Consider the following 19,803-nt stretch of genomic DNA (forward strand, 5'->3'; position numbering starts at 1 on the left):
CTGAATGGGAGGAAACCAAATGGGTATCATGAACAACATCTTTCGCGCTGGTGTCGTCGCACTGGCCACGAGCGCAGGCGGTGCAGCTTGGGCCGACACGGTCACATTGCGCATGGCCTCCTACCTGCCGCCCGAGCATTTCGGCACCAAGCTGATCATCAACCCTCTGATTGCGAAGATCAATGAATATACGGGCGGCACTGTTCAGGTAGAAAACTTTCCCGGTGGGCAGCTCGCCAATGCGCCCGGCACGCTCAACGCCGTTAAGAGCGGCATTGCGAATATGGGCTTTGTTGGCGTCGGCTATGTGGGCGATGCCATGCCGCTGTCGACCATTGCGGAACTGCCGGGGGCGTTCTCGGACCTTGAAAAGGGCCACGCCGCCTACTGGCAACTGGTGCAGGACAAGCTGGTTGACGCAGAGTTTCTACCCAACAAAGTGCGTCCGATCATGATGAACCTGCTGCCGCAGACGCAGCTTGTTCTGGCCAAGACCATTGAGATCAACAGCCTGGCCGACCTTGCGGGTCTCAAGATCCGCGTCCCCCACGCGACGGCGGGCGATGCGATCTCGGCGCTGGGCATGGTGCCGGTCGAAATGCCGGTCAGCGATCTCTACCTCGCGCTTGAGCGTGGCACGGTCGATGGGGCGATCAACCTGACGGCCTCGGTTCCCTCCTACAAGCTTGAAGAGGTGGCCAAGGCGGTGACGACCAACCTGTCGATGGGCTCTATCGGGTTCTTCCTGGTGATCGCCGAAAGCGACTGGCAAAAGCTAACCCCCGAGCAGCAAGAGCAGGTGGCGCGCGCAGGAGCCGAGGTTGGCACCGCCAGCAGCGCGACCTTCGTCAAGGTCAATGCCGGGTCCGAAAAGAAGCTGACCGAAGCAGGCATGACCATGATCACCGTGCCCGAAAGCGTTGTGGCCGAGATCGACGCGGCCCTGGCGTCGATCGGTGAAAACTGGGTCGAGACCGTGGGCGCGCGCAACCCGATGGCCGCCGAGGTTTCGGCCGCTTACAGCGCGCTTCTGGCGGCGCAGCAGTAAGACATCTTTATCACCCCGGCGCGGTCCAGTCAGCGCGCCGGCGGTCGCATCACCACAAGAAGGAAAGCGCAGATGCGCAAGATGCTGTCACTCTTAGAAAAGGGGCTTTTGGCTGTGGCGACGGCTGGTCTCTTGCTGATGATGCTCTCGATCACGGTTGATGCCATGGGGCGCCACCTGTTCAACAGCCCGTTGCGCGGGAACTTCGAGATGACGAGTCTGTATTTTATGGTCATCCTCGTTTTCGCGACCTTGTCATCCAACTATGCGCAAGGCGTGCATGTGCGACTGGATGTGGTTTCCGACGGGCTGAAACGCCGGTTCGGCAAGAACTACACGCGGGCCACGGCCTTGATTTGCCTGCCGGTCTTTGGGTTGTTCACGTGGTATGCCTGCATCGAGGCGGTCGCCAAATTCCAACATCTGGAAACCCGGATGGGCGCCATCCCGTTTCCGATTTATCTCAGCTATGTCTGGGTCGCTCTTGGCACGGTGACGCTTACACTTCGCCTTGTTCTCGACATCGTGTGGCCGCTCGACATTGACGATGATGCAGCCCATGGCAGTGGGGAAACCTCGTCATGACCGCGATTACAATTGCGCTTCTCGGCTTCGGCCTGCTCTTGCTTTTCCTGCTTATCGGGCTGCCGGTTGCCTTTTCCATCCTGATGGCAGGTGTTGCGGGCATCTGGATGACGGTCGGGTCCGGCCCCATCGCCGGGGTGCTGGCCCACACGCCGTATGAGCATGTGGCGAGCTATACGCTCTCCAGCGTACCGCTCTTCATCCTGATGGCCGAGTTGCTGAGCGCGGGGCGATTTACATCGGATCTGTTCAACATCTCGCACCGCTTTCTCGGGCATCTACGCGGGGGGATCTCCTATGCGACGGTCGCGGGTGGCGTTCTGCTTGCCGCCATGTCCGGGTCGTCCACGGCGGCGGCCAGCACCTTGGCCTCGGTCGCCTTTCCAGAAATGCGGCGCTATAACTACGATCCGCGTTTCTCGGCGGCACTCCTGTCCATTGTCGGCACGTTGGCGATCATGATTCCGCCCTCTATCGGGTTGATCCTCTATGGCGTTTTTACCGAAACCTCGGTTGGCCGGTTGCTGCTTGCCGGGTTCATCCCCGGCGCACTGACCGCTGTGGGCTTTGCGCTGACCATCTTTATCTTGGTGCGGCGCAACCCAGACTATGCCCCGCAAACCGCCGCCCGAGCGACGACCCGCGAACGCTGGCAATCTGTCGCCACGGCTTGGCCCGTGATCCTCCTGCTGGTCGGGATGGTCTTTGCACTATACTCAGGGATCATCACGGCAACGGAAGTAGGCGCTGTCGGCGCGTTTGCGGCGCTGGTCATCGGCTTGCTCATGGGCCGCGTCGGCTTTGCAGGCATCTGGGCCGCAGCTGCGCGCGCGGCGCGCTCCAGCGCGATGATCCTGACAATCGTGGGCTTCTCAGCCGTTATCGGCGTCTTCATGGCGCTCAACGGAACGACGAACCTGCTGCTCAATCTCATCGCGGAAAGCGGGCTGCCTAACTGGGCGGTGCTTGGTCTGGTCTTGCTCCTCTTGCTGGTTCTCGGCTTTTTCCTTGATCAACTCGCTATTCTGATCCTGACCTTGCCTGTCGTTTTCCCGCTCATGACGCAACTGGGATATGACCCTGTCTGGCTTGGCGTGATCTTTGTGAAAACAGCCGAAATAGGGCTGATCACCCCGCCCATGGGCATGAACGTGTTTGTCGTCGCCGGGGTGACGCGCATGCCTGTGACCGAGGTCTTCAAAGGTATCTGGCCGTTTGTGGTGACAGAGCTTGTCGTTCTCGCTCTCTTGGTAATGCTGCCGCAACTAGCCTTGTGGTTCCCAGCCTTCATCTATGGATAAGACGCATATGACTGTTGGTCGCATTTATTGTCGATTGGATGAATAGCTGCTTTTCAGGACGCTGCGACCGGATGGCGTAAGCTCATCATTAGTGGCTTTGATCAGCTATTGTCTGAGGTCCCCCTAGGATCAGAATGCATTGATTTTGGTCGCACGGCGTGATTCACGGCTCAGAAAATGGAGCGGTGACATGAGCGACCTTTACTGGCTGACTGACGCGCAGATGGCCAAGCTCGCCCCTTTCTTCCCAAAGTCGCACGGCAAGCCGCGAGTTGATGACAGGCGGGTTCTGAGTGGGATTATCTACATCAATCGCAATGGGTTGCGCTGATGGGACGCGCCTGCCGCCCATGGTCCACACAAGACGTTCTACAGCCGGTGGAAACGTTGGAGCGAGAAAGGAATTTTTGCGCGGATGATGGCGGGGTTGGCTACGAAACACGGTGAGAAGACGACCGTGATGATCGATGCAACATACCCGAAGGCACATCGAACGGCGACCAGCATGGCCGCCCAAAAAGGGGGCGCGCTCGCCTGATCGGTCGCACCAAGGGCGGCATGAACACCAAGCTTCATGCCATCTGTGACAGCCAGGGACGACCGCTCGATCTGTCCGTCACCGCCGGGCAGGTGAGCAACTACATCGGCGCGCGGGCGCTTCTGGGTAGCCTGCCAAACGTCAAATGGCTGCTCGGAGATCGCGGCTATGACGCCGACTGGTTCAGGGAAGCGTTGAAAGACAAAGGCATACGCGCCTGCATCCCCGGCCGGAAGCAACGCAAGATGCCGATCAAGTACGACAAGCGTCGCTACAAGCGGAGAAATCGCCCCTCTCGTGACATTGCTGCGCAATGCACTGCCGGGCAGTGATCGAGATCATGTTCGGCAGGCTCAAGGATTGGCGGCGTGTGGCGACCCGCTATGACCGCTGCCCCGAGGCGTTCCGATCGGCCATCCCCTCGCGGCGACCGTCATCTATTGGTTATGAAGCCTGACCCTATCGGCACCTCATGGCGCGGCCTTTCGAACCTGCCGTTGGCAATATTGTTTCAGGCAGGGCAATTCGCTGGTAGAGATTGCTGACAACGTTCTCGTTCCCGAAATGTGAAAGATGGTGCGTCAATGAATAACTCCGTTGCGAAAACTATCGTGCGTGAATTGCACCATATGCTGCCGCCCACTGTGTTTTTTGGGATAGGCTTTAACGCGTTGGTGCTCACAATTGACACGTTGTCCGAACATTCGGGTGGCCAGCCGATATCCCATCTCACTGCAAGTATTGGGGCTCTGCTCGTCGCAAAGGGTGTGATCGTAGCCGAGATGCTGCCGTTCTTTAACAAGTTCCAGTCCGAGCCCCGCGTTGTCTCGGTTTCGTGGAAAGCGGGGCTGTACTTCTTGTTGACTACGCTTCTCCATATCACCGAGCGGGCGTTCAGTGCGAGCCGGAATGCCAAAGGGTTGGAAGCGGGCGTGGCACTGGATTTTCAGGCATTTGACTGGTCCCATTTCTGGTTGACCCAGCTGTGGTTGGCGATCCTAATTTACGCCTACACCTCTTTGATGGTCTTCGTCCGCGAACTTGGGCACGAAAGTGTATACCAAGCATATTTCGGGCAACGGAAGTCGCCGTAGACGCCTGCGCCGAACTTCGCGACGCTCCCCGGCCATTCATCCTTCGAACCAAGGTCATATAGCCGTCCGGGTGACGCGAATTAGACTTGAGACATTCAACAGGTTCATGGGGGATACCGGCTAATCCTACAGGCGGGCATGTGACCTGCCTTGCCCTTTCATTCGAGCAGCAGCGAACTTCCGGTTCCTGCTCATTTCGACCGATGCTGCGGAAACGATCAAGGCTGCCTTGGGCTCCGAGCAGACCTACACCGAATTTTGGTGAGTGCCTGCTGTGTCTAAGGTTTGTGGCTGCTGTAGAGGCAATTGGCTTGGTTGCCCGACCGTACCATTGAATGACACGCGCCGGCCCAGCCGAATATCTTGTGTGAAAGCCGTTTCCGCCACGTTTTTTCAGTGTTACGCTTCACAGTACGGCCCGAATTTTTGGAGGAGAGGGCAAACCTTGGAACGCAGGCTTGCCGCCATATTCGCCGCAGACGTCGTTGGTTTCAGCAGTATGATGGCCCAGGATGAGGTTGGTACCTTCGAACGTTTGACCACGTTGCGCCAGGACATCCTCACCCGCTTAATAGACGAAAAGAACGGGCGAGTATTTAAGCTTCTCGGCGACGGGCTACTGGCCGAATTTGCAAGTGCCGTTGATGCCGTGGAGGCTGCGATCCAAATACAGGAGGCAGTTTCCAATAGAAACGTCACTATTGATCCCAGCCAGCGTATCGAATTGCGTATCGGTATCAACCTGGGCGATCTGATTATCGATGGCGACGACATTTACGGCGACGGTGTCAATGTTGCAGCGCGCCTCGAACCCCTTGCGAAGCCCGGAGGCATCTGCATCTCGAGAGAGGTTTACAAACATACGAACGGCAAGGTCAGCAGATCATTTGAGCCTGCAGGCGTCCACCGGGTCAAAAACATACCTGAGCCTCTAGCAGTCTACCGGATGGCGGATCAGAATGGCGCACAAAACCCACGACGGTTTCGCTTGAAGTTTCGCGTCGCGGGCGCTGCGATGGCCGTGATCGCCATTCTTTCAAGCGCCGCTTTAATGTTGCGTGATGATATAGTGGCGCGGTTCAGCGGCGCTGAGAGTGAAATGATAGCGGCAGAGAACTCGTTCCCTTCCCTCATCGTGTTGCCTTTTGAAAACCTCGGGCTGCCAGACGCGGAACGTTACATCGCAGATGGGCTCACGGACGATCTGATTACCGATTTCTCGAAAGTCGCCGGGCTGATGGTGATCGGCAGCAATACCGCGTTCTCCTATCGGGACCGGACAATCGACAGCAGGGCCATCGGTCGCGAGTTGGGAGTCGGTTATGTTCTGGAAGGCAGCGTGCGCAGAGTGGGAGCACGGCTATTGGTCAATGCACGGCTGACAGATGTGAGCAGCGGGCAGACGCTTTGGGCCGAGCGGTTGGAGCGAGACGAAGCCGATATTTTTGCGATTGAAGTCGGCCTGATAAAAGAGATCATTGACCAACTGGGGGTGGATGTGAGCGTGTCCGAAAGGGAGCGGATCGAACGCCTCCCTACCAGGGATCTGGAAGCATATGACTTCTTCCTCAGGGCTGAAGAAGCTGCTCGCAGCGGCTTTCGGCCCAGGCTGCGCGAGGCTTTGAGGTTCTATTCGGACGCGACCGCAATCGATCCGAACTTTGCCATGGCTTTCGCAGCTCAGGCGCGTACCGAGGCATTGGTCATGCGTCGAAACTACGACGACGTGCTACCGTATCCAGTCGCTCGAAAACGCGCCTACGAACATGCCGGGCGTGCCTTGGAAATTGATCCCGATGCGGCGATGCCTTTTGCCGTGTTGAGCGAACTGCAAACTGTAGATGGCCGGTATGAAGAAGCGATGCGCTCGGCGCGGCTCGCCGTTGAAAAGGCCCCTGGCGAAGCATCCGCCTATCTTGCTCTGAGCTTTGCGCAGACATTCTACGGGCGCCACGAAGAGGCGATCGAGAGTTTCGAAACGGCATTGCGTCTTAATCCGCAATTGCCGGGCTATGCACGGCAGATCGCAAGCCTGTCATATATTCTTGCAGACCGTCCTGAACGTGCTGTCGAAATCCTCGAAGAGATCAAGGACAACTCGCAAGGCATTGAGGACTACTTTAATATCCTCGCTGCCGCGTATGCGGAGGCAGGCCATATGCAAGCGGCGCAAGCGACTGCAAAAGAGGTGGCCAGATTCGCACCGCATACCTCTGCGCAACTCTACAGGGTGATATTCGCCCATTTTCGGCGGCAAGAGGAACTTGATCGTATCATCAGTGCAATGTTGCACGCGGGTGTGCAGGAATGGACCTTCGGTTTTCAACCGGGTTCGCGTGAAAGGTTGACTGCCGACGAGGTCGCCGCACTGATCGATGGGAACGTTTGGCAGGGAACTTTCGAAGGGCGCGGTCCCGGTCTAGTCCAGATTTCAGACAGTGGAAGTTTGGCGATGCGAACATCCACGATGTTCATTACTGGATCGGCTTATGTGAAAGATGACACCTTGTGCATACAACAACCCGGTCTTGCGCTCGGTCGCCCGGCTTGTGGCTCGATCTACAAGAGTGCCGAAAAAGCAGCTGGCGCGGACTCGCCGTATAGCTACGTCAACGCGCATATTCTGTTCCACTTTAGTCCTGGCGGATGACACTCACCCGTGGTGCACGTCAGTTGGAGTAGTCCTTGGCAGCCAGAGGCTTGGTGCTCTCCCAGTTCGCATCCGCCTTCGCGAGCACCGCTTTCCCTTCTGGGTGGTCGAGCATTTCTGCACCGGTTGGGTCCGATATGAAATAAAGCTTCCCATCGATAATCCGCCAAGAATTTACAGGGTCGATGTTTTCGGAGGCGTTGGCTCCGAGCCCGACACCCAATGCGCAATATCCACCGTATTGCGGCGCGTATTTGGCTGGGTCAGACTTGAACAAGTCTCGATTCTCGGGGCTGTTGAAGTGCCATGGCGTGCCGAGCCAATCATATGCGAACTCACTTGACCCTTTGACGGCACGGCTTTCGGTGAAATAGGCAACGGTGTCATAGCCCTTGATCGCAATATCACCGAAGGGTCCGGTATTTATGGGCTCGTCGGCAAGCGCGGCAACGGTCATGCCTGCGAGAAACAGGCCACTCATCAGAAGTCGAAAGCTCATTTTTTGACCTTCCCTTATGTGCCTGCCTCCAAGCACAGGCGATGAAATTCCGGGCCGAAGGCGTCCGGCGGGGGGCATTTGGCCCCGTTCTCCTTTAGCAGCCCCACGATATCATAGTGCTGACGGAACATCGTTCGGATCAGAACCGAAAAGCCATCGTTGTCGAGGGTCACGATATCCGCATCATGGTCGAGCAACAGCTTGATCACCTCGATATGGCCCTCGTCGGCCGCCATGAAGATAGGTGATTTTTCGGCCCTGTTGATGCGCCCATTCACATCTGCGCCACTGGCGAGAAGCAGGCGCGCTGTCTCAACATTGCCGCTAAAAGCTGCTGCGTGAAGTGCAGTGAAGCCGCTGCGGTTTCGCGCCATCACGTCAGCCCCTGCCTCGATCAGGGCCGCAGCGGTTTCGGTGTTTCCAGCCAACGCAGCGGCAATCAATGGAGTAGCCTTGTTTGGCCCCCGCTCATCGACCGACGAACCGCTGTCCAACATAGCCTTAACGGTAACAGTATCACCCTGCCTTGCCGCATCGAATAACGGACCCGCTTGAGCGGGCCCAAGTATTAGGAATACCGTTGCAAAGATGGTACCAATCCAACGCATGGATCTACCTCCTCTGCTTGAACTCTACAATGAGCCGCGGTTGCGCGCAACGAACGAAGGGTTATTTGCTGCCGTGCTCATGACGGTTTCGGTCGAGTTGGTTGCTGCACCTGCGAGCGCCAGCGATCGTTGACTTCTGGAATGGGCTCAACAGAGACATCTGATTAAAACCATCAGATGACCGCCCATCGTAACATTGCTGCCGTTGCCGGTGTCGCCACACGTCACTCTGTCTTCGACCGTGTCCCAAAACACGGTGTTGTAGAACCATGTCGCAAACACTGTGGGCAAACAGTGTGGTCCACTTGCTCGCGATGCTACGCGGATACGAACTTGGTGATCGTGCACGGTATCGATAGATCGGTTGTCGGCTAAATGGGAACGACCGAATTGGCCCTCAGATCACGGCTTCAAAAAGCTCCCAATCTCCCTCGACCCCCTTCAACTGGAAAGCACCCGCGCTCTTTAAGGAGAATGAGTTTGTGCCGATGGTTAAATCGGCAACAGTTCTTGAGACGAGTAAGCTATGCTGAGACCGTCACAATCTACATAGCTAATCTCTGTCATTCTTCTCCCCCACTGGCTCAAGTCCTGCAGGTAAGGTTTGCATGAGATGAGACGAACTTCCAGCACATCGACCCGCTAGGGGCTAAGTCCAGACACTGGAGCTCTTTTCAGGGTGCCAGCTTTACCAATTCCCACTGCGGTCAAGACGAGCGCGGCGCAAAGCAGAGGCAGCATCCGCGTCGAGCGGCATGTGGTTTGCGGTGGAGATGTCATTTTCAATAAGGCCGATGTCGCGCAAATCGCGTTCCTTTAGGCGGCTCAGAGAAGCAGCCTGCGTCCGGCGTGCGCGGATTTCTATGACGTAGGACCAACCCCAGTGTGCGAACCGGCGCAGGGAGGAAGTGATTTGTGTGGCAGAAACAGTTGTGTTGGTGTTGAAAGTCGTCATCTTTTCGATCCTGCTTGTATGGTTTCGAGATGACTTAAGTCTGCCGAACTTGTCCGGTTTGCGGGTAGTGCAGATCATGAACCGCCCCCGGTACAGAATATGAACTGGATGGATGCGCTGCACATCTTGTAGCTTCGGGCTACAGGGAGGTTCACCGATGAAAACGAAGCCCTATGGAATAGTCTGCTCGATCACACATGCCTGCGAACTCCTTGAGCCGCGCTGGACGATCCCGATCCTTTCAGAAATGTGGGCAGGTTCTAGCCGTTTCAACGACATCAAACGCGGCGTTGGCAACATCTCACCCGCACTGTTGACCAAGAGACTCAAGGAGCTTGAACAGAATGGATTGATCGAACGCATAGAAGACCCTGCGACGGGCCAAGTCGATTATCTTCGCACTCAGCGCGCCGTTGAACTCGAGCCTGCCCTCTCCGCTCTTGGTGAATGGGCGCAGTGTAATATCGAGGCAAGGCAAGCTTTACAGGACACGGACGTATCTAACCTAATGTGGCACATGAGGGGCTTGATCTCTACAGACGAGCTGCCAAACCGCCAAGTGGTCATTCAGTTTCGGTTTAGTGATCCCAACCTAGAATACGATACATACTGGGCACTGGTCCGGCCGCGGACAGAAGTTGAAATATGCACGAGCATACCTGGATTTGACGTTGATCTTTACGTCGAAACTGACTGCGTTTCACTTTCAGCCATCATATTGAGCCGAACCACGATATCGCGTGAACTGGATGCTGGTCGGCTTTTCCTGAGCGGTGATGCCCTCTTGGTTCGGACGATGGACAAATGGCTCTATCAACGCACAAACCAAAAACCGCATAAGGTACGACTACTTGACGTAGCATCAGAGCCAAACGAGGTTATTAGTGCGAGCCAGGCAAGAGCCTAGACCACGGCTGCATGCCTTTCGATGACGCGGATGGGCTCAGGGCAGTCATCTGAGCGTTTTGGTCAGATGACTGCTTCGTCTTGGTTAGCTGTCGCTCAGCAGACGTCAACTCGGGGGCAACGTCCGCTTCTTCGTATAAACGACTGGTTACAGGAGAACCGGACCTAGGGCCAACCGGTGGCTATGTCCGAGTTGCGGGACAGAGCAGACTATTGTTCTTCGCGGTGCTGTCAGACAGATTCTAACTGGTCTCAGCTTCCCACGAACCGCAGGAGCTTAAGCGACGCAAAGCTGGCGCCACTCGGCAAGAGCAGCATCGCGGTTGAGCTTGAAATTCTGTCGGCTGGTGAGGCTGCGCTCCGAGTTGAAATGGCTGAAGACCGAGGCGTGGTCGGAAGCAAACTTCTGCAAACTTCGCATGCGCCGAAAGCGTTGCATTGCCCGCTCTCGTCGTCGGAATGGCAGGTGCGAATTCTCCGCCCTGTTGTTCAGCCAGCGACCCGTTTCCTGCCTGTGGGCATTGCCGATGTCCTTCATCGCCGCACCGTAAGACCTCAACTGATCGGTCACCAGGAGATGAGGTCGGCCGTGGCGTTTCATTGATTTTCCAAGGAATTTCAACGCGGCTTTCTTGTCTCGCGTCTTTGTCACAAAGCTTTCCAGGACCTCACCTTCGTGATCTACGGCCCGCCACAGGTAGTACCGCTCGCCATTGATCTTCACGAACATCTCATCCAGGTGCCATCGCCACTGCGGCCAGGACCGAAGCCGATCCGTGCATTTCTTGCGGATCTTGGACGCAAACAGCGGGCCAAACCGTTGCCACCAGAACCGGATCGTTTCGTGGCTGACGTCGACGCCGCGCTCGTGAAGCAGATCCTCGACATTGCGCAGCGACAGTGGAAATCTGACGTGCAGCATCACTGCCAGACGAATGATCTCCGAGCTGCTGTGGAGGTATTTGAACGGATCACGTTTCGGAATGCTCAGAGGCTACGAGACCACCCTGCCCGTCTCAACCGGAGTCCTTCTGACACCGCCATATCAGTTGCTGTGCGATAAGGTTCAGGGTGAGGGCGACAGGCGTGCTTTCCATGGCTCAGCGCCCTAGAATGGAAAGGGCCCGCCCACTGGTTCCAGCGGAACGACGCTCCAGATGCCGCCGGGGTTCGTGTCGATCACCGCACAGCCTGTCGGCCCCCGAAAGAAGCCTGAAGGGGCGTCGGTACGGCGGTCCAATGCGAAACCGCTGCAAGTTGATGGGGCTGTTGCCACATGATGGTGGCCCAGTCTTCCGTGATGAACCCCGTGAACGTGACCTGCGACAAGTGTGGCGGGGGTGTGTACATCCATCAAAATCATTTTGAGCGCCTGTGCGTTCTCAAGACCGATGGCGTCCATGAAACGGATTCCTGTCTGGATCGGCGGATGGTGGAGCATGATGATCACGGAGCCTGATCCTGTGGTCTCAAGAGCGTGGCGCAACATCTCGAGGCTTTCATCGCGAAGTCGACCACCGCCTCGCCCTTCGACCAGTGTATCAAGTCCAATGACACGCGTGTTACCAACGTCAGCTACCCAGTCGATCAAGCCCACTGTCGGCATTTCTGGAAGATCGGCAAATGCCGCGCGCATGGGCTCTCGAGCGTCGTGATTGCCTGGAACCACATATAAGGGCAGGCCAAGACGGTTGAGTTCGGTGCGCGCAAAGGCATAGCTTTCGCTACTGCCATCATCGCTTATGTCCCCCGAGACCAGCACCGCATCCAACGGAGCGAGCGCGGGCCGCAGCCCTTGCAGCCGATCAATGGCCGCCCGCAGGAGGTTGCGAGTATCCAGGACGCCAGAGGCAAGGGCACCTTCGCGCACCACGTGCAAATCGGTCAGTTGCAGGAACCGCGCCATTGTCTCATTTGATCCCGGCGCGCAGGAAGGCCTGCACGAACTGGCGTTGGAAGATCAGGAAGGCGATCAGCAACGGAGCCACCGACATCATCGTCGCCGCCGAAATTACACTGATATCGACGCCGTTTTCCGGCGCGCCAAATATAGACAGGCCTACGGTTAGAGGCCTTGTATCGGGCGAATTGGTCACGATGAGCGGCCACAGGAAGTTGTTCCAGTGGGTCGAGACCGAAACAAGCGCATAGGCCAGATAGGTCGGTCGCGCCAGCGGCACATAGACCCGCCACAGGATGCCGAACCAACCACATCCTTCGACCCGCGCAGCCTCGTGCAGTTCAATCGGCACGCCCTTGAACGCCTGACGCATCAGGAAGATGCCAAAGGCCGAAGCCATATAGGGCATCCCCACACCTAGGATCGTGTCGAAAAGCCCAAGGCGCGAAACCATAGCATAGTTCTCAACGATCAGCACTTCGGGCAAAATGAAAAGCTGCATCAGCACCAGAATGAACACGAAGTCCCGGCCCGGAAACTGCACCTGCGCAAATGCAAAGCCCGCCAGCGTGGTCACGATGAACTGTCCTACTAGGATGACCGTTACCAGAAGGAAAGTGTTGATGAAGTATTTCAGCCATGGTGCGCCCGCCCATGCGGTGCGGAAGTTCTCCAGCGTCCACGGCGAGCCCAGATTGAAATTCACCGCGTCGGAAGTGGAGTGGAATGCCGCCCAGAAGGCAAAGACCAGTGGCGATATCCATATGATCGCAAGGAGCAGCGCGCCGAAGGCCTCGATATGTCGCGAAAACTCTCTCATTGGTAGTGGGTCCGCTTGTCGAGGATCGTGAACTTGATGCCCGCAACCACGCCCAGCACGACAAGCACGAGGATCGTCATGGCCGCCGCGTGCGGCGCGTCGAAGAAAGCAAAAGCCATTTCCCAAATGTAGTAGAGGATCAGCTTTGAGGCGTCGTTCGGACCGCCCTTGGTCAGAATGAACAGATGATCGATCAGCTTGACCGAGTTGATCAGTGCATTGACCATGATGAAAAGTGTCGTCGGCATCAGGAGCGGCAGCACGATCCGGCGCGTGTAGGTCCAGCGGCTGCATCCTTCGATATCGGCGGCTTCCTTGAGGTCCTCGGGGATCGTCTGGAGCGCGGCAAGATAAAAAATCATAAAAAATCCGGCCTCTTTCCAAATCGTCACGATAATCACCGCCCAAAGCGCCGTTTCGGGTTGGCCCAGCCAGTTGATGCTGGGCAGGCCAATGAGGCCACCAAGCTGGTCCAGCACACCCAGCCCGGGCGTGTAGAAGAAAAGCCAGAGGTTCGCGGCGGCGATCATCGGCAGGACGGTTGGCGTGAAATAGGCCGTGCGCACGAAGCCGCGTGCAGGAATCTTGGAATTCGCCCAAAGCGCCATGGCAAGGGCGATGGCGATAGAGATCGGGATGGTGGCCCCTGCGTAAATCAGATTGTTGGCGACCACTTTCCAGAAGGTAGGGTCCGCGAAAAGATCCGTGTAGTTTTCACCACCCACGAATTCGCTGGGCCTGCGCCGGGTGTTGCGGCTGAAGAGTGAGGACCAGAGCGTGGCAAGCGAGGGGTAGAAGGCAAATGTGGTCAGCAGGATCGCGGCGGGGGACAGAAGGATCCAGCCGTAGATCGCCTGCCTGCGGCGTTCGTTGCTGACATGATCGGCCATGGATCGGTCCCTTGGAGAGAAAGATGGCAGGCGCCTGAGGAAGGCGCCCGCCGTTTCGCTTATTGGTAGGCACGCAGCAGGCGCTCGGCGGCAGCCTGTGCCTCGGCCAAGGCTTCCGCAGGTGACTTGGCATCAGTGAGCGCTGCCTGGATCGCGTTGTTCAGACCTTCGCGCACACGGGCGGTCTCGAAGGTCGAGAATTCGGCCACGGCGTTCTCAAGCTGGTTGCGCGCAACCAGTGCCGGCGGAAATTCCTGCGTGTAGGCCTTGAGTGCCTCGGTCTCATAGGCTGCGGGCGATACGCCCATATAGCCGGTGCCAATGGACCAGGCCGCTGCCTGTTCTGGCGAAGTCATGAACTCGATCAGCTTTAGCGCGGCAGCTTTCTCTTCGGGCGTTGTGTCCTTGAAGACGTAGAAGTTACCGCCACCGGTTGGCGACCCCTTGCGGACGTTCGCGGGCAGCTCGGCCACGCCGAAGTCAAAGGTCGCGTTATTCTTGACCGCAGTCAGGTTGCCTGTCGAATGCCACATCATCGCGGTTTGACCTTCAAGGAAGGCCTGGCGCAACGTGCCCCACTCCACGGTGCCGGTGGGCATGATACCGTGTTCCTGGCTCAGTGACTTCCAGAACTCCAGTGTCTCGACGACGGCGGGGTCATCGAAATAGGTGGTCAGGCCGTCATCCGACATGACTTCCTTGCCATTCTGGATCGCCAGCGCCTGGAACATCCAGTAGGGATAGCCCGTCGACGGGATCATCAGGCCATAGGTGCCTTCCTTGGTCAGCGCCTTGCCCATCGAGATCATCTCGTCCCATGTCGTGGGCGGCGCATCCGGGTCGAGCCCTGCGGCCTTGAACATATCCTTGTTGTAGTAGGCCACGATGGTCGATCGCTGGAACGGGATACCCCAAGTCTTCCCCTCGATCTTGCTGTTGGCCATGAGCGCCGGGTAGAAACTGTCGAGCCAAGCTTGATCCACGCCTTCGATATCGTCAAAGGCCACGACGATATCTTGTTCGATCAGATCATAGGCGTCGATCGAGAACATCACCGCCAGCTGCGCCGGTTCACCGGAGGCAAGGGCCGACAGCGCCCGGACGCGTGTGTCGTCATAGTTGCCCGAGTAGACCGCGTTGACCTTGATATCGGGGTTTGCTGCCTCGAAGTCGGCGACGATACCGTCAACCACCTCCGTCAACGCACCGCCCACGGCGATGGGGTAGTACATGGTAAGCTCGGTCTCCGCCGCCAACGGGGCAGCGAGGACCGTAGCTGACACAGCGGCCAGCCCGAGATTTCTGAATGCGTTCATTGGTTTCCTCCCTGAATTTGTATCAGTCATGCAGCGCCGGCTCACCGGCTTTGAGCGCGAGCCTTCGGCCCATCGCGTCGAAAAAGTGCAGGCTGTCGTCCGAGAAGGTGATCTCCATCGCCTCACCTGAGGGAATGCTGCGAAGTCCCGGCAGACTCACGGTAAGGCCCGTAGTGGCCGGGTGTGACAGTCCGATGAAGGTCTCAGATCCCAGGAATTCGCATTCCGACACGGTGCAGCTGAGCCGCCCCTTGCCGGCCTCAGCCACCTCGACGTCCTCAGCACGAAGCCCGATGCGGGCCGCGTGCCCAAAGCCAGGCAAGGAAGAAGCGTCGATCAATGCCATCGGCGGCGCGCCGACGAACTCCGCCACGAAAGTGTTTGCAGGCTTGTAGTATAGTTCCTCCGGCGTGCCGGTCTGCTGGATATGGCCATCCTTCATCAGCACGACCATGTCTGCCATACTCATCGCCTCGGTCTGGTCATGGGTGACGTATACAACCGTGATCCCCAGATCGAGCTGCAGCTTCTTGATATCCTTGCGCACCGAGGCACGCAGCTTGGCGTCAAGATTCGACAGTGGCTCGTCCATAAGACAAAGCGGCTGGTTCGCCACAATCGCGCGCGCCAGTGCGACCCGTTGCCTTTGCCCCCCCGAAAGCTCGCCCGGCTTGCGACCCTCATACCCAAGCAGTCCGGTGATTTCCAAGGCCCGCTTCAGCTTGTCGCGCCGCTCAGCCGCGGCGACCTTGCGCACCTTCAGGCCGAAGACCACGTTTTCGGCGACGTTCAGATGCGGGAACAATGCATAGGACTGAAACACCATGGACAGGTTGCGCTCGGAGGGGGCCGCATGCGTTACATCGCGCCCGTCAATCGTGATACTTCCTTCATCGGGCAACTCCAGCCCGGAGAGCAGACGCAGCGTGGTTGATTTCCCGCACCCTGACGGGCCGAGCAGCGCCACGAAAGCCCCACGCGGAATGGATAACGATATGCCTTCGACCCCTAACTGTCCGTTCCAGCGCTTAGCGACATTGTCCACGTGAACGAAGGGCGCTGCATCGGTCATACTGTCTTCTCCGCGAAAACGATTTTGTCGCCGAGCCCTTCGACGACCGGCTCAAAAACAGCCGCCGGCGGCCGGTCGCAGACGACCTGATCCACATCGCTGATACGTGCGCCTGCTGCCGGTGCGAGACGGCCGAATTTGCTGTGATCAATCACCAAAATCGCGCGCTGCGCATTGGAACGCATACGCTCGGACGCGCGAACTTCGGACTGGTGAAACTCAAGAAGCCGACCGTCCTCTCCCACGCCTGCCGTACCGAAAACAGCGAACTCGGCACGAAAACGCTCAAAGAATTCGACCACCTCCTCCCCGACGAAATCACGGTCGGGAAGACGAAGCTCCCCGCCTGGCAGAATGATGCGGTTCGACACCTCTTCACTCAGGGCCATTGCCGCACTGAGGTTGTTGGTAATGACGGTCAGTTCTTTGCGGTAGCGCAGAGCGCGCGCTACGCTCAGGGCCGTCGAGCCAATGGAGACAAAGAGCGTCGCGCCATTAGGTATCTGAGCCGCCGCCACCTCGGCGATGGCCCGCTTCCCCGCAAGATTGGTGCCCGCGCGCTGGTCGAAAGGCGTGTTCAGCCGGTCTTCTGCCAGTTCGATCCGGCCATGCACCCGACGCAGATTGCTGCCGTCACAAAGAAGATCAATATCACGGCGTACCGTCTGGGTTGAGACCCCCAGCATTTCGGCAAGGGCACCAACGCTGACGCCGCCACGCTCCTGAACGACCTGCTGGATCATGTCGCGCCGTCTGATCTTCTTGGATGCCATAGTTTCCCCGCAGTGTGAAAAAAGTATAACCAGCAAAAGCAACAAAACAACAAAATTCTTGATTTCCGATGCCCTTTACCCCCTGAAAGGCTCCAAAATTACCATTTTACTCTTTCCATACGTATCGCACCCAACCACTTTGATGTTTTTTCTTCCATTTCTGCGTGTGCCCGCTACCATGGCCTCGTCCGCACCAAATGTGCGTGATCTCATTAAATGAAGGATTGACCGCACGCATGGATGACGTCGTTAGCATTTTCGAACGTTATCAATCTGTGCGCCATCGGCTGCCCAAGGCCCATTTTCCAGCCGAGGCCTTGCAGATAAATTCGCTGATGGACGTGCTTGATGAGGTAGACGCCTTTGTCTTCGATGCCTTCGGCGTTCTGAACGTGGGTGAAACGCCAATACCAGGTGCTGCGCAACGACTGCGCCAGTTGCGCAGCGCCGGGAATAAGATCCGCATCCTGTCAAATGCAGCGAGCTACAATCATGACCGCGCCGTCGAAAAATTTCGCAAGTTGGGTATTGAGGTTGCTTCGGCAGAGATCATTACCAGCCGTAGCGCGGCCTTGAAGGGTCTTGGCGACATGCTCTGGGGCTGTATTGCAGCGCCATCAGACGACTTGACGGACATACCTGCCGCGACATTGCGCCTTGGCGATGATCGGTCCGAGTATGACAGCGTTGATGGCATCCTGTTTCTCTCGACTGAAATCTGGAATGTAGATCGTCAGGCCATCCTGACTGAGAGCCTTCTGCAGCGGCAGCGTCCCGTCGTGATCGCCAATGCCGACATTGCGGCACCTCGGGACAACGGGTTTTCGCTGGAACCGGGTCATTTTGGGCATCTGCTTGCCGACTTGGGTCTGCCTGACGTCCGCTTCTTCGGAAAACCTTTCCCCGAAGTTTTTCAAATGGTGAGTGACACCCTCGAAAGCTCGCCGCCGGACCGGATCGCAATGTGCGGTGACACGCTACATACCGACATCCTCGGTGCCGCAGCCCATGGCTGGCGGACGGTTCTGGTGGAAAGGGACGGCATGTTTTGTGGGGTAGATGCAACTCAGTTCACCATGCAGTCGGCACTTGTGCCTAGGTGGCGGCTCTCTCGCATATAGCGTGACCGATCTGGCAAGAAGAGTAGAGCCAACACTATCGATTGGGCTTCTGAGTTTTTTGTTTGAGATTTCTTGGGTGAAATTTTTTTGCATTTGCAGCGAACTACAGCAAAGTGATCTGCAACCGCGGCATCCGAAGCATCAGACGAGCGGCCGCTGAGGGTAGTTCAGCACCTTTGGAGACCAATAGACGCCTGACCGTTTTGTCCTGTGTGGATGGCGTCTGCTTTGCAAGGAAAAAATGCGTAGATGCGCGGCAACATCGAAACCAGCCAGCAGGGGCAGAGAGTAGCTTAAGCCATTCCGGAATCTGTCCAACGGATGGGGAGGTAGCTCAGACCACCCTGCCCGCCTCAACCAGATTCCTTCTGACAAGACCAGACATCAAGCTCTTCAAGCAAGTCCACGTGAGACCTACGGAAATGCGGACAATCACTGTGGATTGAAATAGCATCATATTTACAAAAACTGGACCCCGCTCTAGGCGAAACAGGGGCCTAGGAGAGGTTCGGTTTTGTTCAGAGATCGCCGTCGTAGGCCTGGGCGTCGCTGATCTTGTAGCTCCAGGCAAGGCCGGCGTTGCGCCATCCGTTCTTGACGCGCTCGCCCTTGTGCGGGCCTTCCTTGGCCTTGTCGCCTTCATAGCCGTCGATCAGTGAATAGACGTTGCGATAGGCCGGCCCATGGATTGTTTTGAAAGACGATAGTCAGGTCAGGAGCTCGGCCACGGCTTCGAAAACAGGTTCAGGTTTTTGAAAAAGCAGTAGTTGCCCAGCATTCTCAACACCGCGCAACTGAATGTTTCCAAAGCGCCTCGTGAACTCTGCTACATCATTGAAACCGTATTGAGGGTCCATCAGGCCGTGGACATGGATGCTGGGAACGCCCGCTGAGCAAACTCTTTCCACATAGGGTGCCCAGTCTCGAACTATATGAAATGTATCGGTGAAAGCGCCAATGTAGCCTTGGTCGGTCGCGAAATGAAGGCTTCGCCTCATCAGATCGGAGAGATCGGATCGATGGGTGACGTGATGATCGCACGATCCCTTTTCGTAAAGCGTGTCGAAAAAGGGAATCTCGCCTGAAGCCCTTATTTGTGCGATGCCGGATTGAAAAAGCGGTGGAAGCAAGGCTGGCATGAACCGCATTAGAAAGGAAAGCAATCGTTGAGTGGGTGGCATCGTCACAAATTGCTTGGCTTTCAACACCGGAACGATCGACGCCGCGTTGACTAGGCCTGCTATGCGATTGGGTGCATGTGCTGCCAAAGCATAACCATAGACCGAGCCTGTAATATTCGTCAGGCATGTAGCTCTATCAACCCCATAATGATCAAGTAGCGCTAACAGATCATCGACGAAGCGTTCCGGTTCATGCTCGGGTAATCCAGGAGATGGGTCCGACATGCCGAAATTTGGTCGTGCCGGGGCAATGAGCCTGAGCTTATACTTGTCGAGGTACTCCAAGGTGGACTTGGGTAATTCGCTTCCGAAGAGCATTCCGTGGATAAACAGCACCGGCGCACCATCGGTTGGGCCTTGAAGACGCACCTCCAAGGTTCGTCCATCCGAGAGCGTGATGATATCGAGTGACGTCGGCGCTCCATCGAGCAGGGATGGCCGCGAGCGCCGTGGCGGTGATGATGCCCACGCCCGGGATCGTTTCGAGCCGCCGGCTCGCCGCACTCTGCCGATGCCACGCCATCAGCTGTCGTTCGATCTTGCCTA

Annotated in this window: 18 protein-coding genes and 2 pseudogenes; 8 read left to right on the forward strand and 12 right to left on the reverse strand. The window is 57.1% G+C overall.

Features of this window, described 5'->3' with window-relative positions; translation table 11 throughout:
* Positions 1 to 19: 19 nt before the first annotated feature.
* The 6 genes and pseudogenes from dctP to AC2FNA_RS17805 all read left to right on the forward strand — a co-directional run bounded on the left by dctP (position 20) and on the right by AC2FNA_RS17805 (position 7,216).
* Entirely contained in the window at positions 20 to 1,048 is a 1,029-nt protein-coding gene (dctP, locus tag AC2FNA_RS17780) for a TRAP transporter substrate-binding protein DctP (protein WP_496828818.1), read from the forward strand.
* 72 nt (positions 1,049 to 1,120) lie between these two features.
* Positions 1,121 to 1,633 carry a TRAP transporter small permease gene (locus AC2FNA_RS17785; RefSeq protein WP_496828820.1) on the forward strand — a complete coding sequence of 171 codons (513 nt, stop codon included), beginning with the start codon at positions 1,121 to 1,123 and terminating at the stop codon, positions 1,631 to 1,633.
* Positions 1,630 to 2,934 (forward strand): TRAP transporter large permease, encoded by a 1,305-nt coding sequence (locus AC2FNA_RS17790; RefSeq protein ID WP_496828822.1) that lies wholly within the window; start codon positions 1,630 to 1,632, stop codon positions 2,932 to 2,934. Before AC2FNA_RS17785 ends, AC2FNA_RS17790 begins: the two co-directional genes overlap by 4 nt.
* 190 nt (positions 2,935 to 3,124) lie before the next feature.
* A pseudogene (locus AC2FNA_RS17795) lies at positions 3,125 to 3,922 on the forward strand (IS5 family transposase).
* 134 nt (positions 3,923 to 4,056) lie between these two features.
* Positions 4,057 to 4,566: a hypothetical protein gene (locus tag AC2FNA_RS17800; protein WP_496828823.1), complete on the forward strand. Its 510-nt coding sequence runs from the start codon at positions 4,057 to 4,059 to the stop codon at positions 4,564 to 4,566.
* Between the two features lie 445 nt (positions 4,567 to 5,011).
* Positions 5,012 to 7,216 (forward strand): adenylate/guanylate cyclase domain-containing protein, encoded by a 2,205-nt coding sequence (locus AC2FNA_RS17805; protein ID WP_496828824.1) that lies wholly within the window; start codon positions 5,012 to 5,014, stop codon positions 7,214 to 7,216.
* A 19-nt stretch (positions 7,217 to 7,235) separates the two neighbouring features.
* Here AC2FNA_RS17805 and AC2FNA_RS17810 read toward each other — a convergent pair whose 3' ends face one another.
* From AC2FNA_RS17810 to AC2FNA_RS17820, 3 genes are all read right to left on the reverse strand, one after another.
* Positions 7,236 to 7,715 (reverse strand): YHS domain-containing (seleno)protein, encoded by a 480-nt coding sequence (locus AC2FNA_RS17810; protein WP_496828825.1) that lies wholly within the window; start codon positions 7,713 to 7,715, stop codon positions 7,236 to 7,238.
* Between the two features lie 14 nt (positions 7,716 to 7,729).
* Positions 7,730 to 8,323, reverse strand: a complete 594-nt coding sequence (locus tag AC2FNA_RS17815; protein WP_496828827.1) for an ankyrin repeat domain-containing protein — start codon at positions 8,321 to 8,323, stop codon at positions 7,730 to 7,732.
* A 688-nt stretch (positions 8,324 to 9,011) separates the two neighbouring features.
* Positions 9,012 to 9,278 (reverse strand): YjiS-like domain-containing protein, encoded by a 267-nt coding sequence (locus AC2FNA_RS17820; RefSeq protein ID WP_496828829.1) that lies wholly within the window; start codon positions 9,276 to 9,278, stop codon positions 9,012 to 9,014.
* A gap of 157 nt (positions 9,279 to 9,435) precedes the next feature.
* On the opposite strand from AC2FNA_RS17820, the gene AC2FNA_RS17825 reads away from it, so the two are divergent.
* A complete protein-coding gene (locus tag AC2FNA_RS17825) occupies positions 9,436 to 10,185 on the forward strand; it encodes a winged helix-turn-helix transcriptional regulator (protein WP_496828831.1) in 750 nt (249 codons plus the stop codon).
* Positions 10,186 to 10,461: 276 nt separating this feature from the next.
* Here the strand turns inward: AC2FNA_RS17825 and AC2FNA_RS17830 are convergent, their stop codons facing one another.
* The 7 genes from AC2FNA_RS17830 to AC2FNA_RS17860 all read right to left on the reverse strand — a co-directional run bounded on the left by AC2FNA_RS17830 (position 10,462) and on the right by AC2FNA_RS17860 (position 16,955).
* A complete protein-coding gene (locus AC2FNA_RS17830; RefSeq protein WP_496828852.1) occupies positions 10,462 to 11,169 on the reverse strand; it encodes an IS6 family transposase in 708 nt (235 codons plus the stop codon).
* Between the two features lie 123 nt (positions 11,170 to 11,292).
* Entirely contained in the window at positions 11,293 to 12,090 is a 798-nt protein-coding gene (locus AC2FNA_RS17835) for a phosphodiesterase (RefSeq protein ID WP_496828833.1), read from the reverse strand.
* A 4-nt stretch (positions 12,091 to 12,094) separates the two neighbouring features.
* Complete coding sequence (locus AC2FNA_RS17840; RefSeq protein ID WP_496828835.1) at positions 12,095 to 12,904, reverse strand: carbohydrate ABC transporter permease; 810 nt, start codon at positions 12,902 to 12,904, stop codon at positions 12,095 to 12,097.
* On the reverse strand, positions 12,901 to 13,794 hold the full coding sequence (locus AC2FNA_RS17845; RefSeq protein ID WP_496828837.1) for a carbohydrate ABC transporter permease: 894 nt from the start codon (positions 13,792 to 13,794) through the stop codon (positions 12,901 to 12,903). Before AC2FNA_RS17845 ends, AC2FNA_RS17840 begins: the two co-directional genes overlap by 4 nt.
* A gap of 59 nt (positions 13,795 to 13,853) precedes the next feature.
* Complete coding sequence (locus tag AC2FNA_RS17850; RefSeq protein ID WP_496828838.1) at positions 13,854 to 15,110, reverse strand: ABC transporter substrate-binding protein; 1,257 nt, start codon at positions 15,108 to 15,110, stop codon at positions 13,854 to 13,856.
* 22 nt (positions 15,111 to 15,132) lie between these two features.
* Positions 15,133 to 16,182, reverse strand: coding sequence for an ABC transporter ATP-binding protein (locus AC2FNA_RS17855; protein WP_496828840.1), 1,050 nt, complete (start codon positions 16,180 to 16,182; stop codon positions 15,133 to 15,135).
* On the reverse strand, positions 16,179 to 16,955 hold the full coding sequence (locus AC2FNA_RS17860; protein ID WP_496828842.1) for a DeoR/GlpR family DNA-binding transcription regulator: 777 nt from the start codon (positions 16,953 to 16,955) through the stop codon (positions 16,179 to 16,181). The genes AC2FNA_RS17855 and AC2FNA_RS17860 overlap by 4 nt, the downstream gene beginning before the upstream one ends.
* A gap of 236 nt (positions 16,956 to 17,191) precedes the next feature.
* Here AC2FNA_RS17860 and AC2FNA_RS17865 point away from each other — a divergent pair, with 236 nt between their 5' ends.
* A complete protein-coding gene (locus AC2FNA_RS17865) occupies positions 17,192 to 18,076 on the forward strand; it encodes an HAD-IIA family hydrolase (protein WP_496828844.1) in 885 nt (294 codons plus the stop codon).
* Positions 18,077 to 18,783: 707 nt separating this feature from the next.
* On the opposite strand, the gene AC2FNA_RS17870 is transcribed toward AC2FNA_RS17865, so the two are convergent.
* Together AC2FNA_RS17870 and AC2FNA_RS17875 are read right to left on the reverse strand one after the other, a co-directional pair.
* Positions 18,784 to 19,626, reverse strand: coding sequence for an alpha/beta fold hydrolase (locus AC2FNA_RS17870; RefSeq protein ID WP_496828854.1), 843 nt, complete (start codon positions 19,624 to 19,626; stop codon positions 18,784 to 18,786).
* Between the two features lie 67 nt (positions 19,627 to 19,693).
* A pseudogene (locus AC2FNA_RS17875) lies at positions 19,694 to 19,803 on the reverse strand (IS110 family transposase); the annotation flags it as partial.

Source organism: Ruegeria sp. YKSD163 (assembly GCF_059612905.1).